A 20,134-nucleotide genomic window follows, 5' to 3' on the forward strand; every position below is an offset into this window, starting at 1 on the left:
AGGAGCGGATGGGAACGCAAGGCGATCGCATCTTCGAGATCACCGCTGAACGGGGGTTTCCGGACCCCTGGCTCAGCTTCGGAGACTCCCTCTGTGACGAGGCAGCCCTCAGTACGGAACTGACCCGGGCCATCGTCAAGGCCCGCAAGGAACCCGCAGACGAGAGCCGCGCAGAGGCTGCCCGGGTCTTCGAAGCCAAGGAGGCAAACCTCCGCCGCTGCGTGGGCATTCTGGACCAGGTGCTCAGCGACTACGACGACACCGGCATGTGGAGTGTCCTGGACGAACGAGCTTCGAGGCTCGACGTCCAGGATGTGTTGGAGACATGGGGCCGTACACAGGCGCTCCATCCCTTTCCCGTCGTGCTCAAGAGCCTTGAGTTCAACTGGGGCTACATGAAAGAACACGGCGTGCGCGCGTTCTATGAGATGACGCGTGGCTACGTCACACGGCTCCAGGAGAACACCGAACGGTGGCAGCGCGCGTGGAACAGTGAAATCGCCACCGGAGTCGTCGATCGCATCACGTCCATCGAGTGTGACCTGGCCAGCATCGAGGCTCCGATGCACTGTGACGTGTGCAAGAAGACGATCACGGCGCTCCTGTACCTAGATGGCTAGTCCCCACTGACCCAGTTGGGCACGCGACGCCCCGCTCCAACTCCTGCCCGAACAAGGACAGATCAGTTGGGGCGGAGGCAGCCCGTCGTGGAGCGACCGGGAAGCAACGATCGCCTGGGTTCAGCCGAGCACTGCCAGGACCCCCACCGACTCCACGAGCAGGACGAGGGACCCGTATCCGAGGATCTGGCCGACGGACCACACCCGGCGACCCGCGTCCGTACGCACGACCGCACCGTGCGCGGCCAGTACCGCCGGTGTGCAGATGACGTAGAAGGCTGACGCGTACAGCAACCAGTCGAGGGCGTCCCGCCACGAACCGACACCGGGGCCCCGCCCGTAAGCTGCCGTGGCCAGCAGCAACGAACCCCCTACGAGGAGCAGCGCGGCTGCGGTCATGGGCCACCACCAGCGCGGTCCGCTGCCCCGCCGCGCTCCCAGCCAGTGCCCGAGGGCGACGGAAGGCAGTACGAAGGCGGCAGAGACCAGTGCGGCGCTGAAGAGCAACGCCAGTACCAGCAGGGGCAGCACGAACACTGACCTCGCCTCCGGTGTCACACCGAAGAGCGGCAGTGCCAGAAGCAGGCCGAAGCCCTCCACCCACAGCACGGCCATCGAGACCGACGATGGTGCCGTGGCCCGTTCCTTCCGAAGGTCGGCGATCAAGTCACGATCACCGTGAAGGCTTCGCGGTCCAGCGCGGGCAGCCCCAGGTGGTCGCAGATCAGCTGCGTCAGCCGCTCGTCGTGGTCCTCGTACTCACCCTCGTGCTCGTGCTCGTTGCCCAGCCCAGCCGCGGCGATGAGGGGAGCCATCTCGTTGGGCCAGTACTGCCCGACGTGGTCCGGGTCCTCGTAGTCGATGCAGGAGGAGGTCCGGCCGTCCTTGTAGTGGTACGCCTTGGGGCCGTGGGCCTTGGCCAGGCACGGGTTGGGTACGAACACCATCAGCTCGGCGCCCTGGGGGCACAGCCTGCGGTGGTCGATGGGGTCGAAGTCGTCGCGTTCCAGGTTGTGCAGGTGGTGGACGATCGCGCCCCAGCCGCCGGGCTCCGCGTCGTTGCCATGAGCGAGCGGCGGTCGGTGCTGTGCGAGCAGCCCCTCGGTCATCGCCGCCAAACGGGTGCCCTTGAAGAACACGAGGACGGACTCGTCGTCGAGGTAGCGGCCCTCGATCCATGCCAGGACGCCCCGGTCGATCCACTTGGTCATGCACGGAACGGTAGCCAGCACCACTGACATCGACCGGACGGCCGCGGAATCGACCGGACGTCCGCGGGCGGGGCGCCGGCCCAAGACGTCAACCTCGGGGATATCCATGATCCGTTCGGGGAAAGGATTCCCGGGTCCGGAGATCGACGGCCCGCCGGACCCGATCGGACGACCGACGCACGCGTACGACACAGAGCACGTCCTTGCCGGCCCCCACCGACCGAAAGGCAACCTCTCCCTTGCGCGCACAGACTCCGACCCCCGTCCGCGAGCCCGCCCCCACCCTGCTCGAACGTTTCCCCGTCTTACAGCGCGGACTCGAACGGCTGGAGCGCAACCCCACCGCCTACGGACTGGCGTTGTGGGCCAGCGGTCACCTCAAGCCGGTCTTCCTGGACCATGTGGTCACCCCCCGACCCCGCGCCGAACTCGGTCCGGTGCGGGAGGTGTTGGAGGCGGGCCGTGAGGCGTACGCGGAGCGGCTGACCGGGTTCCTGGCCCATGCCGACCACCTCGCCCGCATCCCCGTCGAGGGGAAGGAGCGGGGTTCCACCCCGTACTGGGGCAACAGCTGGCTGTCGCCGCTGGACGCGCTCGGGCTGTACGGCATGCTCGCCGAGCACCGGCCGGCCCGCTACCTGGAGATCGGCTCCGGCAACTCCACCAAGTTCGTGCGCCGGGCCGTCACGGACCTCGGTCTGAAGACCCGGGTCACATCGATCGACCCGCAGCCCAGGGCCACCATCGACCACCTCTGCGACGAGGTGGTCCGGGTGCCGCTCCAGGACGCGAGCCATGCGGTGTTCGAGGAGTTGGAGGCGGGCGACATCGTCTTCCTCGACGGTTCGCACCGGCTCCACATGGGGTCGGACGTCATGGTCTTCTTCTTCGAGTTGCTGCCCCGGCTGAAGCCCGGCGTGCTGATCCAGGTGCACGACATCATGCTTCCGGGGGACTACCCGGAGTCCTGGCGGTGGCGGCTCTATTCCGAGCAGTACCTGTTGGCGGCGATGCTGACGGCGGCGCCGGAGCGGTTCGACGTCCAGTTGCCGAACGCATTCATCCACGGCGATCCGGAACTGAGCGGAATCCTCCGGCCGCTCTGGCAGCGGCTCGGGGTCACCCGGCACTTCGACCCCGGTTCCTTCTGGTGGCGCCACCAGGGCTGACGCACCCCCGCGCCCTTCCGCCCGCCCCCGTACAGCCGGGACACCGCCGCGCGCGGACCGGACAGTCACCGCACGCAAGCGTCGTATCGCTCAACAGGGCGGGCGGAAGTGGCGACATTGAGGGACGTGAACCGAGAAACCTCTGAACTCCGCGCCCCCGTCCGGGCCTTCGAGCCCGAGCTGTCCTCCACCCGGGTGGGGGCGCGGCTCGCCCGGCTACTCGCGGAGAGTCGACTCCGTTCCTGGGGCCTCTCCCTCGACGGCGCCCCGCTCGTCGTGGCCGAACTGGCGGCGAACGCGGCGCTGCACGGGAGCAGCGAACGCCAGGGCTTCCGTCTCGCCCTCACAGTCACGGCGTCGGCCCTGCGGATCGAGGTCACCGACACCGCGGGCCACCGGATGCCGGGAACCCGGGAGCCGGACGAGGACGCGGAGTCGGGGCGGGGGCTCCTGCTGGTGGAGGCCCTGGCGGACCACTGGGGTGTCACGTCGGGCCCTCCACCAGGCAAAACGGTGTGGGCGGAACTGTTCCTCCCGGACCGCTGACCCCGATCCACCGCCGGAGGCCGGCTCCCCGGCCTTCGGCGGCACCGGCGCTAAACCCCCCATGGCTGAGGTCAGTTGGAGAAGGATTCCTACCCCACCGCACCCCACCAGACAACAACCGACCCCGGCGTCGCTCGTCCGGGTGACAGGTCGGTGAGAAGTTCGCGCCGGGTCCGATTTTCGGAGAGGGTTCCTTCGACCGAACGGCCAAGCGACCACACAGGCACGCGGCCACACGGCCACTCGCCCAAACGACCGCACGGCGCACGTGCATCCGTACATGCGTCGGCCCCCGGCCGGGACTGGCATCCCGAACGAGGGCCTCACCACACGAGAAAACAACCCTTTTCCCTATGGCTGACATGCAGCTTAGTGCCCTCCCCGCACCCACACCGCGCATTCCGGAAACCCCACTCGGAATCGCCAAAGTCTCCGCCGCCCGATCACGCGATGGCGTGCACCTGGGGCACCACCTCACCCGGCACCGAACCCTGTCGTGCACCGCGATCGGGCTCGCGGCGCACCTGCTGTCGCTGCCGGACGGCAGCCCCGCGGACATCCGCAGCCTCGCCGCCCGCCTCCCCGAGGGCCGCGACCGCATCGCTTCGGCGCTGCGCGAGTTGGAGAAGCACGGCTACCTGGAACGGGTGCGCAAGAACCTCCCCAACGGGACCTGGGTGACGCTCACCTACGTGTACGAGGACCCGGCGGCGGCCCGTACCGCACCGGAGCCCGCCCCGGAGGTCACCGCACCGCCCACGCCGAAGCCCACGGCACCCGGCGCACCCGCCGCTCCGACCGAACGACCCCCGCCGCCCACGCTGCCCTCCCCCACCACCCACGCCCCGCACCTGCACGACCAGGCAGCGGAGTTGTTGGCCTCCCTGCGCACCGCGGACCCACGGCTCACCCTCGCGGAGCGGGACGTACGACGGCTCGCCCCGGCCGTCGCGACCTGGCTGGAACGCGGCACGCACCCCGACGCCGTCCGCACCGCCCTGACCACCGGCCTGCCCGCGGAACGGCTCCACCACCCGGGCGGATTCGTCGCGTACCGCCTCGCGGCCCTGTTACCCCCGCCCCTCCCCCGACACCGCACCGGTCCCCCGGCACCGCCCCCGCTCCAGAACTGCGAGGGCTGCGACCTCGCCTTCCGCGCCCCCGAACCGGGCCGCTGCCCGCACTGCCGCTCCAAGTCGTCGCCCGCACTCCACCCACAGGGAGCAGAACCATGAGGCACGCCGGCACGTACTTCCCAGGCCGGGGGACGATCGTCGAGGAGTCCTTCCTCGACGGCTACGCGGCTGGTTGCCGGGAGGCCTTCGGTGCGGGCTACGAGATCGTGCTGACCGTCGCCGTCCTCCGCGTACTGGCGGAGCGGGGCCTGGTGGCCTCGGGCGAAACCAAGGCCCTCATCGCCTCCACCATGGATGCCGCCGCCTTCACCGGGTGGATGGTCAGAGCCCGTGGAGCCACCCGGGAAGCCGACCTCCTCCGGGGCGCGCCTCCGTTCCACGGGACCGGGGACGAGCCGTAGGCCCTACCCCCCGACCCCGTCCCCCGAAGACGCCCCGTTCAAGTAGCGCCCCGGCGACGTGCCGACCGTGCGGCGGAAAGCTGCGAGGAAGGCGCTCGGGGTCGCGTACCCGACGGCGTGCGCGACCCGGGAGACCGGCTGGCCCTCGGCGAGCAGGGGCAGCGCGGCGCGCAGCCGCGCATGGGTGCGCCAGCGGTCGAAGGCCATGCCGGTGTCCCGGACGAACAGCCGGGACAGGGTGCGCCGGCTCACCCCGACCGCCCGGGCGTGGGCCTCCAGGCCGCGCGGGTCCGCCGGATCGTCCAGCAGCGCGCCGGCCACCGCGCGCACCCGGTCGTCGGTCGGGACCGGCACGTCGATGGGCGTGACGGGCAGCGGGTGCAGCAGGTCCAGGACGACGGCTTCGCCCCGCAGCCTGGCGTCGTCGGACAGGTCGTCCCGGGAGAGGTGGACCATCAGCTGGGCCAACAGTCCGTCGACGCCGACCGCGGTCGGTTCCGTCCAGTCGAGCGCGCACCGCTCCCGTACGAAGTAGAGGCTGCACAGCACCGCGTCCCGGGTGGCGCCGGTGCGGTGCACGACCCCCGCGGGGAGCCATAGTGCCCGGGTGCGGGGCAGCACCCACGAGGTGTCGTCCACGGCGACGCCGAGCACCCCGCGCCGCGCCCACGCGAGTTGGTGGTGGTGCGGGTGGCGGTGCGGGACGAACCACTGGCCCGACACCAGGGGGAAGTGTCCGACGACGATGGCGCCCGCCCCGGCGGGAACGGTCCCGAACACGTCTTCGCTCATACCGCCCCAGGGTAAGTCCCCAGTGCGCTATCACCTGGCCCCGTAACGCATCGCGGCCAACCGGGGTCGCTCCGTAGCGTCGTGGGCATGACGATCAACCACTCCCCGGGCACCCGTAAGGACCTCGGCACCCGTGACGACCTCGGCACCCGTAGCGACCTCGGCGCCACCGGGCCGCCCGCCCGCCGCGGCACCGCCCTGCTCGTGCTGTGCTTCGTACAGTTCATGCTCGTCCTGGACGACAACGTGGTCAGCGTGGCGCTCCCCAGCCTCCGCGACGAGCTCGGGTTCAGCACCGCGGGGCTGGCCTGGGTGGTCAACGCGTACTTCGTCGCCTTCGGCGGACTGCTGCTGCTGTTCGGGCGGATGGCCGACCTGCTGGGCCGCCGGCGGGTCTTCCTGACGGGCGTCGCCCTGTTCGGCGCGGCGAGCCTGGTCTGCGGGCTCGCCCAGGAGCCCTGGCAGCTGGTGACCGGACGGTTCGTCCAGGGCGCGGGGGCGGCGATGGCCAGCCCGGCCGCCCTGGCGTTGATCGCGCTGCTGTACCCGGGGCCGGCGGAACGGGCCCGGGCGTTCGGCATCTGGGGCGGGATCGCGGGGCTCGGCGGCACCATGGGCCTGGTGGTCTCCGGGGCGCTGACCGGCCTCGCGTCCTGGCGCTGGATCTTCCTGGTCAACCTGCCGGTGGCCCTCGCGACCGTGCTGCTGCTGCCGCGGCTGGTGCCCGAGAGCCGGGCCGAACGGGGGGTGCGCCTGGACGTGCCCGGTGCGGTGCTGGGCACGGGCGCCGTGGTGTCGCTGGTCTACGGGCTGCTCCGGGCCGGGGAGTCGGGCTGGGGCGATCCGACCGCGGTGGCCTCACTGCTGCTGGCCTCGGTGCTGGCCGTCGCGTTCGTGGTGTGCGAGGCGCGGGCCGCCGCGCCCCTGGTGCCGCTGTCGTTCCTGTCGTTCCGCTTCCGGGCCGTGGCCAACGGGGCGACCCTGCTGTTCTCCGCCGCCCTGTACGCGATGGCCTTCCTGCTGATGCTGCACCTCCAGACCGTGCTGGGTTACGACCCCCTCGCCGCCGGGATCGCGTACCTGCCGTTCGGCGGCGGCATCCTGCTGGGCATGTGGCTGTCCGCCCGGGCGGTGGTCCGTCTCGGGGTGCGTCCCGCGCTGGTGGTGTCGTTCCTGATCACCGCGGGCGGGTTGCTGTTGCTGTCCGGGGTGGGGCCGGGCGACGCGTACGCCCCGGGGGTGCTGCCCGGGCTGCTGGTCACCAGCCTCGGGTGCGGGCTGAGCCTGCCCACGCTGACCGTCGCCGCGCTCACCGGCACCACCGAGGAGGACGCCGGCCTCGGCTCGGCCGTCCTGAGCTCCGTGCAGCAGGTCGGGGGCGCCGTGGGGCTGGCCGTGCTGGTGGCGCTGGCCGCACGACACGGCGACGAGGGGAGTACGGGGGCCGCGGCGACGGAGGGCTTCTCCTTCGCCCTGAGCGTGGCCGCGGGAATCCTGGTGCTCGGTGCCGTGCTGATCGGCGCCCTGCTGCGGGACGCCCCGGTGCGCGAGGGGGACCGTACGTAACCGGGCGTGCCCCGTGCGAACGCTCCGGAAGACGCGCCCCGCACGAACGCTCCGGAAAAAACAGAGGACCCGTACGACCACTCGGGTCGTACGGGTCCTCCGCGAATGCGCTGACGCGCGTCAGGTCACTTGTTGATCTTGACGACCTGGCCGGCGCCGACGGTCCGGCCACCCTCACGGATGGCGAACTTCAGGCCCTCTTCCATGGCGACGGGCTGGATGAGCGACACCGTCATCTGGGTGTTGTCGCCCGGCATGACCATCTCGGTGCCCTCGGGGAGGGTCACGACGCCGGTCACGTCCGTCGTACGGAAGTAGAACTGCGGGCGGTAGTTGTTGAAGAACGGGGTGTGACGGCCACCCTCGTCCTTCGACAGGATGTACGCCTGCGCCTCGAACTCGGTGTGCGGAGTGACCGAGCCCGGCTTGATGATGACCTGGCCGCGCTCGACGTCCTCGCGCTTGATGCCGCGGAGCAGCAGACCGACGTTCTCACCGGCCTGGCCCTCGTCGAGCAGCTTGCGGAACATCTCGATGCCGGTGACCGTGGTGGTGGTCTTCTCGGTCTTGATGCCGACGATGTCGACGGTCTCGTTGACCTTGAGGATGCCACGCTCGATACGACCGGTGACGACGGTGCCACGACCGGTGATCGTGAAGACGTCCTCGATCGGCATCAGGAACGGCTTGTCGACGTCACGCTCGGGCTGCGGGATGGACTCGTCGACGGCCTTCATCAGGTCGAGGACGGTCTGGCCCCACTCCTTGTCGCCCTCAAGGGCCTTGAGCGCCGAGACCTTGACGACCGGAAGGTCGTCGCCCGGGAACTCGTACTCGGAGAGCAGCTCGCGGACCTCGAGCTCGACGAGCTCCAGGATCTCCTCGTCGTCCACCATGTCGGCCTTGTTCAGGGCAACGACGATGTACGGAACGCCGACCTGGCGGGCCAGGAGCACGTGCTCCTTGGTCTGCGGCATCGGGCCGTCGGTGGCGGCGACCACGAGGATGGCGCCGTCCATCTGCGCGGCACCCGTGATCATGTTCTTGATGTAGTCCGCGTGACCGGGGCAGTCAACGTGGGCGTAGTGACGCGTCTCGGTCTGGTACTCGACGTGCGCGATCGAGATGGTGATACCGCGCTGACGCTCCTCGGGCGCCTTGTCGATCTGGTCGAAGGCCGAAGCCTCGTTCAGGTCCGGGTACGCGTCGTGCAGCACCTTGGTAATGGCGGCCGTGAGGGTCGTCTTACCGTGGTCGATGTGACCGATGGTGCCGATGTTGACGTGCGGCTTAGTCCGCTCGAACTTCGCCTTCGCCACTGGGGTCCTCCTGGGAGTGGTTCTGTACGCCTTACTTCATCGGCGCCAGGTGATCTTTGCTGGATAGCCGGGGGCCGGGGGGCGCCCGCCATGGCTGTGGCGGGCACCCCGGTGGCTCCGGAGTCAAGCCTAAAGCGTGTACTCGGTTGAGTTACTCGCCCTTGGCCTTCGCGATGATCTCCTCGGCGACGTTCCGCGGAACCTCGGCGTAGGAGTCGAACTGCATCGAGTAGCTCGCGCGACCCGACGTCTTGCTGCGGAGGTCGCCGACGTAGCCGAACATCTCCGACAGCGGGACCAGGCCCGTGACGAGCTTGGCACCGTGGCGGTCTTCCATCGACTGGATCTGACCGCGACGGGAGTTGATGTCACCGATGACGTCACCCATGTAGTCCTCGGGCGTCGTCACCTCGACCTTCATCATCGGCTCGAGCAGGGCCGGGCTGGCCTTGCGGGCGGCCTCCTTGAAGGCCATCGAACCGGCGATCTTGAAGGCCATCTCGGAGGAGTCGACCTCGTGGTAGGCACCGTCGAGCAGGATGACCCGGACACCCGTGAGCGGGTAGCCGGCGAGCACGCCGAACTCCATGGCCTCCTGGCAGCCCGCGTCCACGGACGGGATGTACTCCCGCGGGATGCGGCCACCGGTGACCTTGTTGACGAACTCGTAGCCGTCGCCCTCAAGCGGCTCCAGTGCGATCTGCACCTTCGCGAACTGACCGGAGCCACCGGTCTGCTTCTTGTGGGTGTAGTCGAGCCGCTCGACCTGCTTGCGCAGGGTCTCGCGGTACGCCACCTGCGGCTTGCCGACGTTGGCCTCGACCTTGAACTCGCGGCGCATGCGGTCGACCAGCACGTCGAGGTGCAGCTCGCCCATGCCGGCGATGATGGTCTGGCCCGTCTCCTCGTTGGTCTTCACACGGAAGGACGGGTCTTCCTCGGCCAGGCGCTGGATGGCGACACCCAGCTTCTCCTGGTCGCCCTTGGACTTCGGCTCGATCGCGACCTCGATGACCGGGGCCGGGAAGTCCATGGACTCGAGGATGACCGGGTTCGCCGGGTCGGCGAGGGTCTCACCGGTGGTGGTCTGCTTCAGACCCATGACGGCGACGATGTCACCGGCACCCACCGACTCGATCTCCTCACGCTTGTTGGCGTGCATCCGGTAGATCTTGCCGATGCGCTCCTTGCGGCCCTTGACCGAGTTCTGCACCTGAGAACCCGACTCCATGCGGCCGGAGTACACCCGGACGAACGTGAGCTTGCCGAGGTGCGGGTCGCTCGCGATCTTGAACGCCAGGGCGGCCAGCGGCTCGTCCTCGGAGGGCTTGCGCTTGATGATCTCGTCCGGGTTGGACACCGACTGGCCTTCGATGGCCTCGATGTCCAGCGGGGACGGGAGGTAGCGCACGACCGCGTCGAGCAGGGGCTGGACGCCCTTGTTCTTGAACGCGGTACCGCAGAACACCGGGGTGATGGTGGTGCCCTCACTCTTGCCGGAGGCAATCGTGATGCGACGGACGGCCGCGTAGAGCTGCTCCTCGGTGGGCTCGGTGCCCTCCAGGTACAGCTCCATCATGGCGTCGTCGTTCTCGGCGACGGTCTCCAGCAGCTTGCCGCGCCACTCGGCCGCGGCCTCGACGTGGGTCTCGGGAATCTCGACGACGTCGTAAGCCTCACCGAGCGCGGTCTCGGCGGACCACACGAAGGCCTTCATCCGGACCAGGTCCACGACGCCCTGGAAGTCGGCCTCGGCACCGATCGGGAGCTGCATCACGATCGGGGTGGCGCCGAGGCGGTCCACGATCATGTCGACACAGCGGTGGAACTCGGCACCCGTGCGGTCGAGCTTGTTGACGAAGCAGATGCGCGGAACGCCGTAACGGTCCGCCTGACGCCAAACGGTCTCGGACTGGGGCTCGACACCCGCAACACCGTCGAACACCGTCACGGCACCGTCGAGGACGCGCAGCGAGCGCTCTACCTCGACGGTGAAGTCCACGTGACCCGGGGTGTCGATGATGTTGATCGTGTGGTCGACGTCCTCAAGCGGCCAGTGACAGGTGGTGGCAGCAGAGGTGATCGTGATGCCACGCTCCTGCTCCTGCTCCATCCAGTCCATGGTGGCAGCACCGTCGTGGACCTCACCGATCTTGTACGAGACACCGGTGTAGTACAGGATGCGCTCGGTGGTCGTCGTCTTGCCCGCGTCGATGTGAGCCATGATGCCGATGTTGCGCACCTTGGCCAGGTCAAGCGAAGTGGTAGCCATAAGGCTCAGTCTTCTCTCGGTTCTCGATGGGGTAAGCGACTACCAGCGGTAGTGCGCGAAGGCCTTGTTGGACTCGGCCATCTTGTGCGTGTCCTCACGCTTCTTCACCGCGGCACCGAGGCCGTTCGAGGCGTCGAGGAGCTCGTTGAGGAGACGCTCGGTCATCGTCTTCTCCCGGCGGGCGCGGGAGTAGCCGACGAGCCAGCGCAGCGCCAGGGTGTTGGCACGACCGGGCTTGACCTCGATCGGAACCTGGTAGGTCGCGCCACCGACACGGCGGGACTTGACCTCGAGGGTCGGCTTGATGTTCTCCAGCGCGCGCTTGAGCGTGATGACCGGGTCGTTACCGGTCTTGTCGCGCAGGCCCTCCATGGCGCCGTACACGATCCGCTCGGCGGTGGAGCGCTTGCCGTTCAGCAGCACCTTGTTGATGAGGGAGGTCACCAGAGGAGAGCCGTAGACCGGGTCGATGATGACCGGGCGCTTCGGGGCGGGGCCCTTACGAGGCATTCTTACTTCTCCTTCTTGGCGCCGTAGCGGCTGCGGGCCTGCTTGCGGTTCTTGACGCCCTGGGTGTCCAGGGAACCACGGATGATCTTGTAGCGAACACCCGGCAGGTCCTTCACACGGCCACCACGCACGAGCACGATGGAGTGCTCCTGCAGGTTGTGTCCCTCACCCGGGATGTAGGCCGTGACCTCGATGCCCGAGGTCAGACGCACACGCGCGACCTTACGGAGGGCCGAGTTCGGCTTCTTCGGGGTGGTCGTGAACACACGCGTGCAGACGCCACGGCGCTGGGGCGAACCGTCCAGAGCGGGCGTCTTGTTCTTCTCGACCTTGTCCTGCCGGCCCTTACGGACCAGCTGCTGGATCGTAGGCACTACTTCTCCGGTTTCTGTGTGCCGATCATGAAGCTAACCTGGAACGTCGCCGACCCACGCGGTCGGGTGTGTCGAACGCCGTGATTCCGTCCACTCGGGACGGGAGGGCACGGATACGGTGGCCACGATCGGCCACCCGTACGGTTGAGGACACGCACGGGGGCCAGGGCACACCCCAGGCACAAGGTATGAGCGTACCGACCGCACCCAGCGTGGTCAAAATGATATTGGTCCGGCCGTTTGCGAAGCCCCCTCCCGGGGGGACGGAAAAGGGCCGCCGACGCCCGGAGGGCGGGCATCCCAGGGATGCCCGCCCTCCGGCCTGACTGCTGCGCGTGCGCGCGGTACGACTACTGGTTGTAGGGCCCGTAGTCGTAGTCCTCCAGGGGAACGGCCTGGCCGGACCCCGTACCGAACGGAGAGTAGTCGATGTCGTCGTACCCGACGGCCGAGTACATCGCGGCCTTCGCCTCTTCGGTCGGCTCGACCCGGATGTTGCGGTAACGGGCGAGACCCGTACCGGCCGGGATGAGCTTACCGATGATGACGTTCTCCTTGAGGCCGATCAGGGAGTCGGACTTGGCGTTGATCGCCGCGTCCGTCAGGACCCTGGTCGTCTCCTGGAAGGAGGCCGCGGACAGCCACGACTCGGTCGCGAGCGACGCCTTGGTGATACCCATGAGCTGCGGGCGACCGGAGGCCGGGTGACCGCCCTCCTGCACCACGCGGCGGTTCTCGGTCTCGAACTTCGACCGCTCCACCAGCTCACCGGGCAGCAGCTCGGCGTCACCGGACTCGATGATCGTCACACGGCGGAGCATCTGCCGGATGATGATCTCGATGTGCTTGTCGTGGATCGACACGCCCTGCGAGTTGTAGACCTTCTGGACCTCGCCGACCAGGTGGACCTGCACGGCCCGCTGACCGAGGATGCGCAGCACGTCGTGCGGGTTGGTCGCACCGAAGGTGAGCTTCTGGCCCACCTCGACGTGGTCGCCCTCACGGACCAGGACCTTGGCACGCTTCGAGATCGGGAAGGCCGTCTCGTCGCTGCCGTCGTCCGGGGTGACGACGATCTTCTTGGTCTTCTCGGTCTCCTCGATCCGGACGCGGCCGGCCGCCTCCGAGATCGGGGCGACACCCTTGGGCGTACGGGCCTCGAAGAGCTCGACGACACGCGGCAGACCCTGGGTGATGTCGTCACCGGCCACACCACCGGTGTGGAAGGTACGCATCGTCAGCTGGGTGCCGGGCTCACCGATGGACTGGGCGGCGATGATGCCGACCGCCTCACCGATGTCGACCAGCTTGCCGGTGGCCAGCGAGCGGCCGTAGCACATGGCGCAGGTGCCGACGGCGGACTCGCAGGTCAGGATCGAGCGGGTCTTGACCTCTTCGACCCCGTGGTGGACGAGCTGGTCGATCAGCACGTCACCGAGGTCGACGTTGGCCGGCGCGATGACCTTGCCGTCGATGACGACGTCCTCGGCCAGCATGCGGGCGTAGACGCTGGTCTCGACGTCCTCGGTCTTGCGCAGCGTGCCGTCCGCACCGCGCTCGGCGATCCGCAGCTTGAGACCGCGCTCGGTGCCGCAGTCCTCCTCGCGGATGATGACGTCCTGCGAGACGTCCACCAGACGACGGGTGAGGTAACCCGAGTCGGCGGTACGCAGGGCGGTGTCCGCCAGACCCTTACGGGCACCGTGGGTGGAGATGAAGTACTCCAGCACGGACAGACCCTCACGGAACGACGCCTTGATGGGCCGCGGGATGGTCTCGTTCTTGGCGTTCGACACCAGACCACGCATACCGGCGATCTGACGCATCTGCATCATGTTTCCGCGCGCGCCCGAGTTCACCATCATGAAGATCGGGTTCGTCTTCGGGAAGTTGTCGTTCATCGCCTCGGCGACCTGGTTGGTCGCCTGGGTCCAGATCTTGATGAGCTCCTGAGTGCGCTCTTCCTTGGTGATCAGACCGCGCTCGTACTGCTTCTGGACCTTCTCGTCCTTGGCCTCGTACCCGGCGACGATCTCCTTCTTCGCCTCGGGCACGACCACGTCGGAGATGGCGACGGTGACGCCGGAGCGGGTCGCCCAGTAGAAGCCGGCCGCCTTCAGGTTGTCGAGCGTCGCCGCCACGATGACCTTGGGGTAGCGCTCGGCGAGGTCGTTGACGATCTCGGAGAGCTGCTTCTTGCCGACCTCGTAGTCGACGAACGGGTAGTCCTCGGGCAGCAGCTCGTTGAAGAGCGCGCGACCCAGGGTCGTCCGCAGACGGAAGGTGTCACCCTGCTGCCACTCGCCGCCGAACCCGTCGGGGCCGGCCTCGTCGGCGGGCGGGGTCCAGCCGCGCGGCGGGATGGTGCCCACCGGGAAGCGGATGTCCACCCGGGACTGGAGGGACAGCTCGCCGGCGTCGAAGGCCATGATCGCCTCGGCCACGGAAGCGAAGACACGGTCCTCGCCCTTGACGCTGCGCATCTCGCCGTCGGTGGTCAGGAAGAACAGACCGAGGACCATGTCCTGGGTCGGCATCGTGACCGGGCGGCCGTCGGCGGGCTTGAGGATGTTGTTCGAGGACAGCATCAGGATGCGGGCCTCGGCCTGCGCCTCCGCGGAGAGCGGCAGGTGCACGGCCATCTGGTCACCGTCGAAGTCCGCGTTGAACGCGGTGCAGACGAGCGGGTGGATCTGGATGGCCTTGCCCTCGACGAGCTGCGGCTCGAACGCCTGGATGCCCAGACGGTGCAGGGTCGGTGCACGGTTCAGCAGCACCGGGTGCTCGGCGATGACCTCTTCGAGGACGTCGTACACCACGGTGCGACCGCGCTCGACCATGCGCTTGGCCGACTTGATGTTCTGCGCGTGGTTCAGGTCCACCAGGCGCTTCATCACGAACGGCTTGAACAGCTCCAGCGCCATGGCCTTCGGCAGACCGCACTGGTGCAGCTTCAGCTGGGGGCCGACGACGATGACGGAACGGGCCGAGTAGTCGACGCGCTTGCCGAGGAGGTTCTGACGGAAGCGGCCCTGCTTGCCCTTGAGCATGTCGGACAGCGACTTCAGCGGACGGTTGCCCGGTCCGGTGACCGGACGGCCGCGGCGGCCGTTGTCGAACAGCGCGTCGACGGCCTCCTGGAGCATCCGCTTCTCGTTGTTCACGATGATCTCGGGGGCACCGAGGTCAAGGAGACGCTTGAGGCGGTTGTTCCGGTTGATGACCCGGCGGTACAGGTCGTTCAGGTCGGAGGTCGCGAAGCGGCCACCGTCCAACTGCACCATCGGACGCAGGTCCGGCGGGATGACCGGGACGCAGTCCAGGACCATGCCCTTGGGGCTGTTGCTGGTCTGGAGGAACGCCGAGACGACCTTCAGCCGCTTGAGGGCACGGGTCTTCTTCTGGCCCTTGCCGGTGCGGATGATCTCGCGGAGGCGCTCGGCCTCCTCGTCGAGGTCGAAGGACTCCAGGCGCTTCTGGAGCGCGGCGGCGCCCATCGAACCGTCGAAGTAGGTGCCGAAGCGGTCGCGGAGCTCGCGGTAGAGGAGCTCGTCGCCCTCCAGGTCCTGGACCTTGAGGTTCTTGAAGCGCGTCCACACCTCGTCGAGGCGGTCGATCTCGCGCTGGGCGCGGTCGCGGAGCTGCTTCATCTCGCGCTCGGCGCCCTCGCGCACCTTGCGGCGCACATCGGCCTTGGCGCCCTCGGCCTCCAGCTCGGAGAGGTCGGTCTCCAGCTTCTTGGCGCGGGCTTCGAGGTCGGCGTCACGCCGGTTCTCGACCTGCTGGCGCTCGACGGAGACGTGGGCCTCCAGCGACGGCAGGTCGCGGGTACGACGCTCGTCGTCCACGTACGTGATCATGTACGCGGCGAAGTAGATGACCTTTTCCAGGTCCTTCGGCGCGAGGTCCAGGAGGTAGCCCAGGCGTGAGGGAACGCCCTTGAAGTACCAGATGTGGGTGACCGGGGCGGCCAGCTCGATGTGGCCCATCCGCTCACGACGCACCTTGGCGCGCGTGACCTCCACGCCGCAGCGCTCACAGATGATGCCCTTGAACCGGACACGCTTGTACTTGCCGCAGTAGCACTCCCAGTCCCGGGTCGGACCGAAGATCTTCTCGCAGAAGAGTCCGTCCTTTTCGGGCTTCAGGGTGCGGTAGTTAATCGTTTCGGGCTTCTTGACCTCGCCGTGGCTCCACTGGCGGATGTCATCCGCGGTGGCGAGGCCGATCCGAAGCTCGTCGAAGAAGTTGACGTCGAGCACTATGCGTCAATCCCTCTCAGGGTTGTGTCTCTCGTGGTCTGTACGGGGTCCGGGGCTGCGGCCGGGATCACCTGGTGGTGATCCCGGCCGGACCCGTCAGACCTCTTCGACGCTGCTCGGCTCGCGCCGGGACAGGTCGATGCCGAGTTCTTCCGCCGCGCGGAAGACGTCCTCGTCGGTGTCGCGCATCTCGATGGACATGCCGTCCGAGGACAGCACCTCCACGTTGAGGCACAGGGACTGCATCTCCTTGATGAGCACCTTGAAGGACTCGGGGATGCCGGGCTCGGGGATGTTCTCGCCCTTGACGATGGCCTCGTAGACCTTCACGCGGCCGGTGACGTCATCGGACTTGATGGTCAGCAGCTCCTGGAGGGCGTACGCGGCGCCATAAGCCTCCAGCGCCCACACCTCCATCTCACCGAAGCGCTGGCCACCGAACTGGGCCTTACCACCCAGCGGCTGCTGGGTGATCATCGAGTACGGGCCGGTCGACCGGGCGTGCAGCTTGTCGTCGACCAGGTGGTGGAGCTTGAGGATGTACATGTAGCCGACCGAGATCGGCTCCGGGAACGGCTCGCCGGAGCGGCCGTCGTACATCTGGGCCTTGCCGGACGGGAGGACCATGCGGTCGCCGTCGCGGTTGGGAACGGTGTGCTCCAGCAGGCCGGCCAGCTCGTCCTCACGGGCACCGTCGAAGACGGGCGTGGCGACGTTGGTGCGCGGGGCGACCCGGTCGGCCTCGATGGCCTGGAGGCGCTGCGCCCAGTCGTCGCCGAGGCCGGAGACGTCCCAGCCCTGGCTGGCGAGCCAGCCGAGGTGGATCTCCAGGACCTGTCCCGGGTTCATTCGGGACGGGACGCCGAGCGGGTTGAGGATGATGTCGACGGGGGTGCCGTCCTCCAGGAACGGCATGTCCTCGATCGGGAGGATCTTGGAGATGACGCCCTTGTTGCCGTGGCGTCCGGCGAGCTTGTCGCCGTCCGTGATCTTCCGCTTCTGGGCGACGTACACCCGGACGAGCTGGTTGACGCCGGGCGGCAGCTCGTCGCCCTCCTCGCGGTCGAAGACGCGGACGCCGATGACCTTGCCGGTCTCGCCGTGCGGGACCTTCAGCGAGGTGTCGCGGACCTCACGGGCCTTCTCACCGAAGATCGCGCGGAGCAGGCGCTCCTCGGGGGTCAGCTCGGTCTCGCCCTTGGGCGTGACCTTGCCGACGAGGATGTCACCGGCGATGACCTCGGCACCGATGCGGATGATGCCGCGCTCGTCGAGGTCGGCGAGGACCTCCTCGGAGACGTTCGGGATGTCCCGGGTGATCTCCTCGGGGCCGAGCTTGGTGTCACGGGCGTCGACCTCGTGCTCCTCGATGTGGATCGAGGAGAGGACGTCGTCCTGCACGAGGCGCTGCGACAGGATGATCGCGTCCTCGTAGTTGTGGCCCTCCCACGGCATGAACGCGACGAGCAGGTTCTTGCCGAGCGCCATCTCACCGTTCTCGGTGGCGGGACCGTCGGCGAGGACCTGGCCCTCGATGACGCGGTCGCCCTCGGAGACGATGACCTTCTGGTTGACGGAGGTGCCCTGGTTCGAGCGGGAGAACTTGGCGACCCGGTACGTGTTGTACGTGCCGTCGTCGTTGGTGACGGTGACGTAGTCGGCCGAGACCTCCTGGACGACACCGTCCTTCTCCGCCTTGATGACGTCACCGGCGTCGGTGGCGCAGCGGTACTCCATGCCGGTGCCGACGAGCGGCGCCTCCGCCTTGATGAGCGGAACGGCCTGGCGCATCATGTTCGCGCCCATGAGGGCACGGTTGGCGTCGTCGTGCTCCAGGAACGGGATCATCGCGGTGGCGACGGACACCATCTGGCGCGGCGAGACGTCCATGTAGTCGACTTCGGTGCCGGGCACGTAGTCGACCTCGCCGCCGCGGCGGCGCACCAGGACGCGGTTCTCGGCGAACCGGAGGTCGTCGGTGAGCTGCGCGTTGGCCTGCGCGATGACGAAGCGGTCCTCTTCGTCGGCGGTCAGGTAGTCGACCTCGTCGGTGACCTGGCCGTCGACGACCTTGCGGTACGGGGTCTCGACGAAGCCGAACGCGTTGACGCGGCCGTAGGAGGCGAGCGAGCCGATCAGACCGATGTTCGGGCCTTCGGGCGTCTCGATCGGGCACATGCGGCCGTAGTGCGAGGGGTGCACGTCACGGACCTCGAAGCCCGCCCGCTCACGGGAGAGACCACCCGGGCCGAGCGCCGACAGACGGCGCTTGTGGGTGAGCCCCGACAGCGGGTTGTTCTGGTCCATGAACTGCGACAGCTGGCTGGTGCCGAAGAACTCCTTGATGGAGGCGACGACCGGCCGGATGTTGATCAGGGTCTGCGGCGTGATCGCCTCGACGTCCTGAGTGGTCATGCGCTCGCGCACGACGCGCTCCATACGGGCGAGACCCGTACGGACCTGGTTCTGGATCAGCTCGCCGACGTTGCGCAGGCGACGGTTGCCGAAGTGGTCGATGTCGTCGGTCTCGACGACGATCGTGCGGCCGGACTCGCCGACCGTCTCGATCTCACCGGCGTGCAGCTTGACCAGGTACTTGATGGTCGCGATGACGTCGTCGGTGGTGAGCACGCCGGCGTCCAGCGGCTCGTCGGCGCCGAGCTTCTTGTTGACCTTGTAACGGCCGACCTTGGCCAGGTCGTAGCGCTTCGGGTTGAAGTAGAGGTTCTCCAGCAGGGTCTGGGCGGCCTCACGCGTGGGGGGCTCGCCCGGACGCAGCTTGCGGTAGATGTCGATCAGCGCGTCGTCCTGGCCCTGGGTGTGGTCCTTCTCCAGGGTGGCGCGCATGGACTCGTACTCGCCGAACTCCTCCAGGATCTGGTCGGTGGTCCAACCGAGGGCCTTGAGGAGGACGGTGACGGACTGCTTGCGCTTGCGGTCGATGCGGACGCCGACCATGTCGCGCTTGTCGATCTCCATCTCCAGCCAGGCACCCCGGGACGGGATGATCTTGGCCGAGAAGATGTCCTTGTCGGACGTCTTGTCGATGGAGGAGTCGAAGTAGACACCGGGGGAACGGACGAGCTGCGACACGACGACACGCTCGGTGCCGTTGATGACGAAGGTGCCCTTGTTGGTCATGAGCGGGAAGTCGCCCATGAAGACCGTCTGGGACTTGATCTCGCCGGTCTCGTTGTTGGTGAACTCGGCGGTGACGAAGAGCGGGGCGGCGAAGGTGAAGTCGCGCTCCTTGCACTCGTCGATGGAGTTCTTCGGCGGCTCGAAGCGGTGGTCGCGGAAGGTCAGGGACATCGACCCGGAGAAGTCCTCGATCGGGGAGATCTCCTCGAAGATCTCCTCCAGACCGGACTTGGTGGGGACGTCCTGTCCGCTGTCCAGTGCCGCCTCTACACGAGCCTTCCACGCGTCGTTGCCGAGCAGCCAGTCAAAGCTCTCGGTTTGCAGCGCAAGAAGGTTCGGAACCTCAAGGGGCTCCTTGATCTTTGCGAAGGAGATGCGCAGCGGGGCGGTGCTGGCGCCGTTGTTCGTATTCGCGGTCGAGGCAGTGCGCGAGGCGGCCAAGAGGGGGTCCTTCCGAGGGCTCGGACTCACTACGCGCGTACCGGTCCCCCGCCTGGACACCACAAGACGTCGACACGAAATCCCAGGTCAGGGCCGGTTTTCGACTCGGTGCTCAAGCATGGGCATGCCCCTGGTGACGGGCAGGAGGCAGCTAACAGGCAGCGCAAAGGGTCAGTGTAGCCACAAGGCTCACTGATGTCCAGTGCGGGTTCACTGCCACCCTTTGTCCGCTCCACACCTGCTGTCCGTCACTGCCCTCGACGCACATCGATACTGCCCTCTTCGTCGCCGATCCATGCCTCGGAGTCGGATCGTTGTGACGACGCGTCCTGAGAATTGCGCGCTGCGTGCGGTTCGTCAAGGCCCCCTAGCCC

The 20,134-nt window shown here is 68.0% G+C and carries 15 protein-coding genes; 6 read left to right on the plus strand and 9 right to left on the minus strand.

Annotation, left to right across the window (positions count from 1 at the left end; all coding sequences use genetic code 11):
* Positions 1-8: 8 nt before the first annotated feature.
* Positions 9-620: a hypothetical protein gene (locus ACFV88_RS22970; RefSeq protein ID WP_385493621.1), complete on the plus strand. Its 612-nt coding sequence runs from the start codon at positions 9-11 to the stop codon at positions 618-620.
* Between the two features lie 120 nt (positions 621-740).
* Here the strand turns inward: ACFV88_RS22970 and ACFV88_RS22975 are convergent, their stop codons facing one another.
* Complete coding sequence (locus ACFV88_RS22975; RefSeq protein WP_385493622.1) at positions 741-1,235, minus strand: hypothetical protein; 495 nt, start codon at positions 1,233-1,235, stop codon at positions 741-743.
* Between the two features lie 47 nt (positions 1,236-1,282).
* Entirely contained in the window at positions 1,283-1,831 is a 549-nt protein-coding gene (locus tag ACFV88_RS22980) for a hypothetical protein (protein ID WP_385493624.1), read from the minus strand.
* 239 nt (positions 1,832-2,070) lie between these two features.
* Here ACFV88_RS22980 and ACFV88_RS22985 point away from each other — a divergent pair, with 239 nt between their 5' ends.
* The 4 genes from ACFV88_RS22985 (at position 2,071) to ACFV88_RS23000 (ending at position 5,083) form a co-directional block, all read left to right on the plus strand.
* Positions 2,071-3,000, plus strand: coding sequence for a class I SAM-dependent methyltransferase (locus tag ACFV88_RS22985; protein ID WP_385493625.1), 930 nt, complete (start codon positions 2,071-2,073; stop codon positions 2,998-3,000).
* A gap of 126 nt (positions 3,001-3,126) precedes the next feature.
* A complete protein-coding gene (locus tag ACFV88_RS22990) occupies positions 3,127-3,546 on the plus strand; it encodes an ATP-binding protein (protein ID WP_385493627.1) in 420 nt (139 codons plus the stop codon).
* A gap of 455 nt (positions 3,547-4,001) precedes the next feature.
* The gene (locus ACFV88_RS22995; RefSeq protein ID WP_385493628.1) at positions 4,002-4,781 is read left to right on the plus strand and encodes a helix-turn-helix domain-containing protein; all 780 of its coding nucleotides are present in this window, start codon (positions 4,002-4,004) and stop codon (positions 4,779-4,781) included.
* Entirely contained in the window at positions 4,778-5,083 is a 306-nt protein-coding gene (locus ACFV88_RS23000; protein WP_385493629.1) for a hypothetical protein, read from the plus strand. The genes ACFV88_RS22995 and ACFV88_RS23000 overlap by 4 nt, the downstream gene beginning before the upstream one ends.
* 3 nt (positions 5,084-5,086) lie before the next feature.
* Here ACFV88_RS23000 and ACFV88_RS23005 read toward each other — a convergent pair whose 3' ends face one another.
* The gene (locus tag ACFV88_RS23005) at positions 5,087-5,875 is read right to left on the minus strand and encodes an AraC family transcriptional regulator (RefSeq protein ID WP_385493630.1); all 789 of its coding nucleotides are present in this window, start codon (positions 5,873-5,875) and stop codon (positions 5,087-5,089) included.
* 87 nt (positions 5,876-5,962) lie between these two features.
* On the opposite strand from ACFV88_RS23005, the gene ACFV88_RS23010 reads away from it, so the two are divergent.
* The gene (locus tag ACFV88_RS23010; protein ID WP_385493631.1) at positions 5,963-7,441 is read left to right on the plus strand and encodes an MFS transporter; all 1,479 of its coding nucleotides are present in this window, start codon (positions 5,963-5,965) and stop codon (positions 7,439-7,441) included.
* A gap of 125 nt (positions 7,442-7,566) precedes the next feature.
* On the opposite strand, the gene tuf is transcribed toward ACFV88_RS23010, so the two are convergent.
* From tuf to rpoB, 6 genes are all read right to left on the minus strand, one after another.
* Positions 7,567-8,760 carry an elongation factor Tu gene (gene tuf, locus ACFV88_RS23015; protein ID WP_385493632.1) on the minus strand — a complete coding sequence of 398 codons (1,194 nt, stop codon included), beginning with the start codon at positions 8,758-8,760 and terminating at the stop codon, positions 7,567-7,569.
* Positions 8,761-8,911: 151 nt separating this feature from the next.
* Positions 8,912-11,032 (minus strand): elongation factor G, encoded by a 2,121-nt coding sequence (gene fusA, locus ACFV88_RS23020; protein WP_385493634.1) that lies wholly within the window; start codon positions 11,030-11,032, stop codon positions 8,912-8,914.
* A 39-nt stretch (positions 11,033-11,071) separates the two neighbouring features.
* Complete coding sequence (rpsG, locus tag ACFV88_RS23025) at positions 11,072-11,542, minus strand: 30S ribosomal protein S7 (RefSeq protein ID WP_073792897.1); 471 nt, start codon at positions 11,540-11,542, stop codon at positions 11,072-11,074.
* A 2-nt stretch (positions 11,543-11,544) separates the two neighbouring features.
* On the minus strand, positions 11,545-11,916 hold the full coding sequence (gene rpsL / locus ACFV88_RS23030; RefSeq protein ID WP_007823146.1) for a 30S ribosomal protein S12: 372 nt from the start codon (positions 11,914-11,916) through the stop codon (positions 11,545-11,547).
* A gap of 350 nt (positions 11,917-12,266) precedes the next feature.
* The gene (locus ACFV88_RS23035) at positions 12,267-16,178 is read right to left on the minus strand and encodes a DNA-directed RNA polymerase subunit beta' (protein WP_385493636.1); all 3,912 of its coding nucleotides are present in this window, start codon (positions 16,176-16,178) and stop codon (positions 12,267-12,269) included.
* 96 nt (positions 16,179-16,274) lie between these two features.
* Positions 16,275-19,760: a DNA-directed RNA polymerase subunit beta gene (rpoB, locus tag ACFV88_RS23040; RefSeq protein ID WP_385493637.1), complete on the minus strand. Its 3,486-nt coding sequence runs from the start codon at positions 19,758-19,760 to the stop codon at positions 16,275-16,277.
* Positions 19,761-20,134 lie beyond the last annotated feature (374 nt).

This window comes from Streptomyces sp. NPDC059816 (genome assembly GCF_042732055.1).
Taxonomy (GTDB): Bacteria; Actinomycetota; Actinomycetes; order Streptomycetales; family Streptomycetaceae; genus Streptomyces.

Bases quoted from the DNA above. Each gene is read 5' to 3' on its own strand.
- ACFV88_RS23005 (WP_385493630.1), bottom strand. From the start codon at position 5,875: ATGAGCGAAGACGTGTTCGGGACCGTTCCCGCCGGGGCGGGCGCCATC.
- ACFV88_RS23010 (WP_385493631.1), top strand. From the start codon at position 5,963: ATGACGATCAACCACTCCCCGGGCACCCGTAAGGACCTCGGCACCCGT.
- fusA (WP_385493634.1), bottom strand. From the start codon at position 11,032: ATGGCTACCACTTCGCTTGACCTGGCCAAGGTGCGCAACATCGGCATC.
- ACFV88_RS22970 (WP_385493621.1), top strand. From the start codon at position 9: ATGGGAACGCAAGGCGATCGCATCTTCGAGATCACCGCTGAACGGGGG.
- ACFV88_RS22975 (WP_385493622.1), bottom strand. From the start codon at position 1,235: ATGGCCGTGCTGTGGGTGGAGGGCTTCGGCCTGCTTCTGGCACTGCCG.
- rpsG (WP_073792897.1), bottom strand. From the start codon at position 11,542: ATGCCTCGTAAGGGCCCCGCCCCGAAGCGCCCGGTCATCATCGACCCG.
- ACFV88_RS23000 (WP_385493629.1), top strand. From the start codon at position 4,778: ATGAGGCACGCCGGCACGTACTTCCCAGGCCGGGGGACGATCGTCGAG.
- ACFV88_RS22980 (WP_385493624.1), bottom strand. From the start codon at position 1,831: ATGACCAAGTGGATCGACCGGGGCGTCCTGGCATGGATCGAGGGCCGC.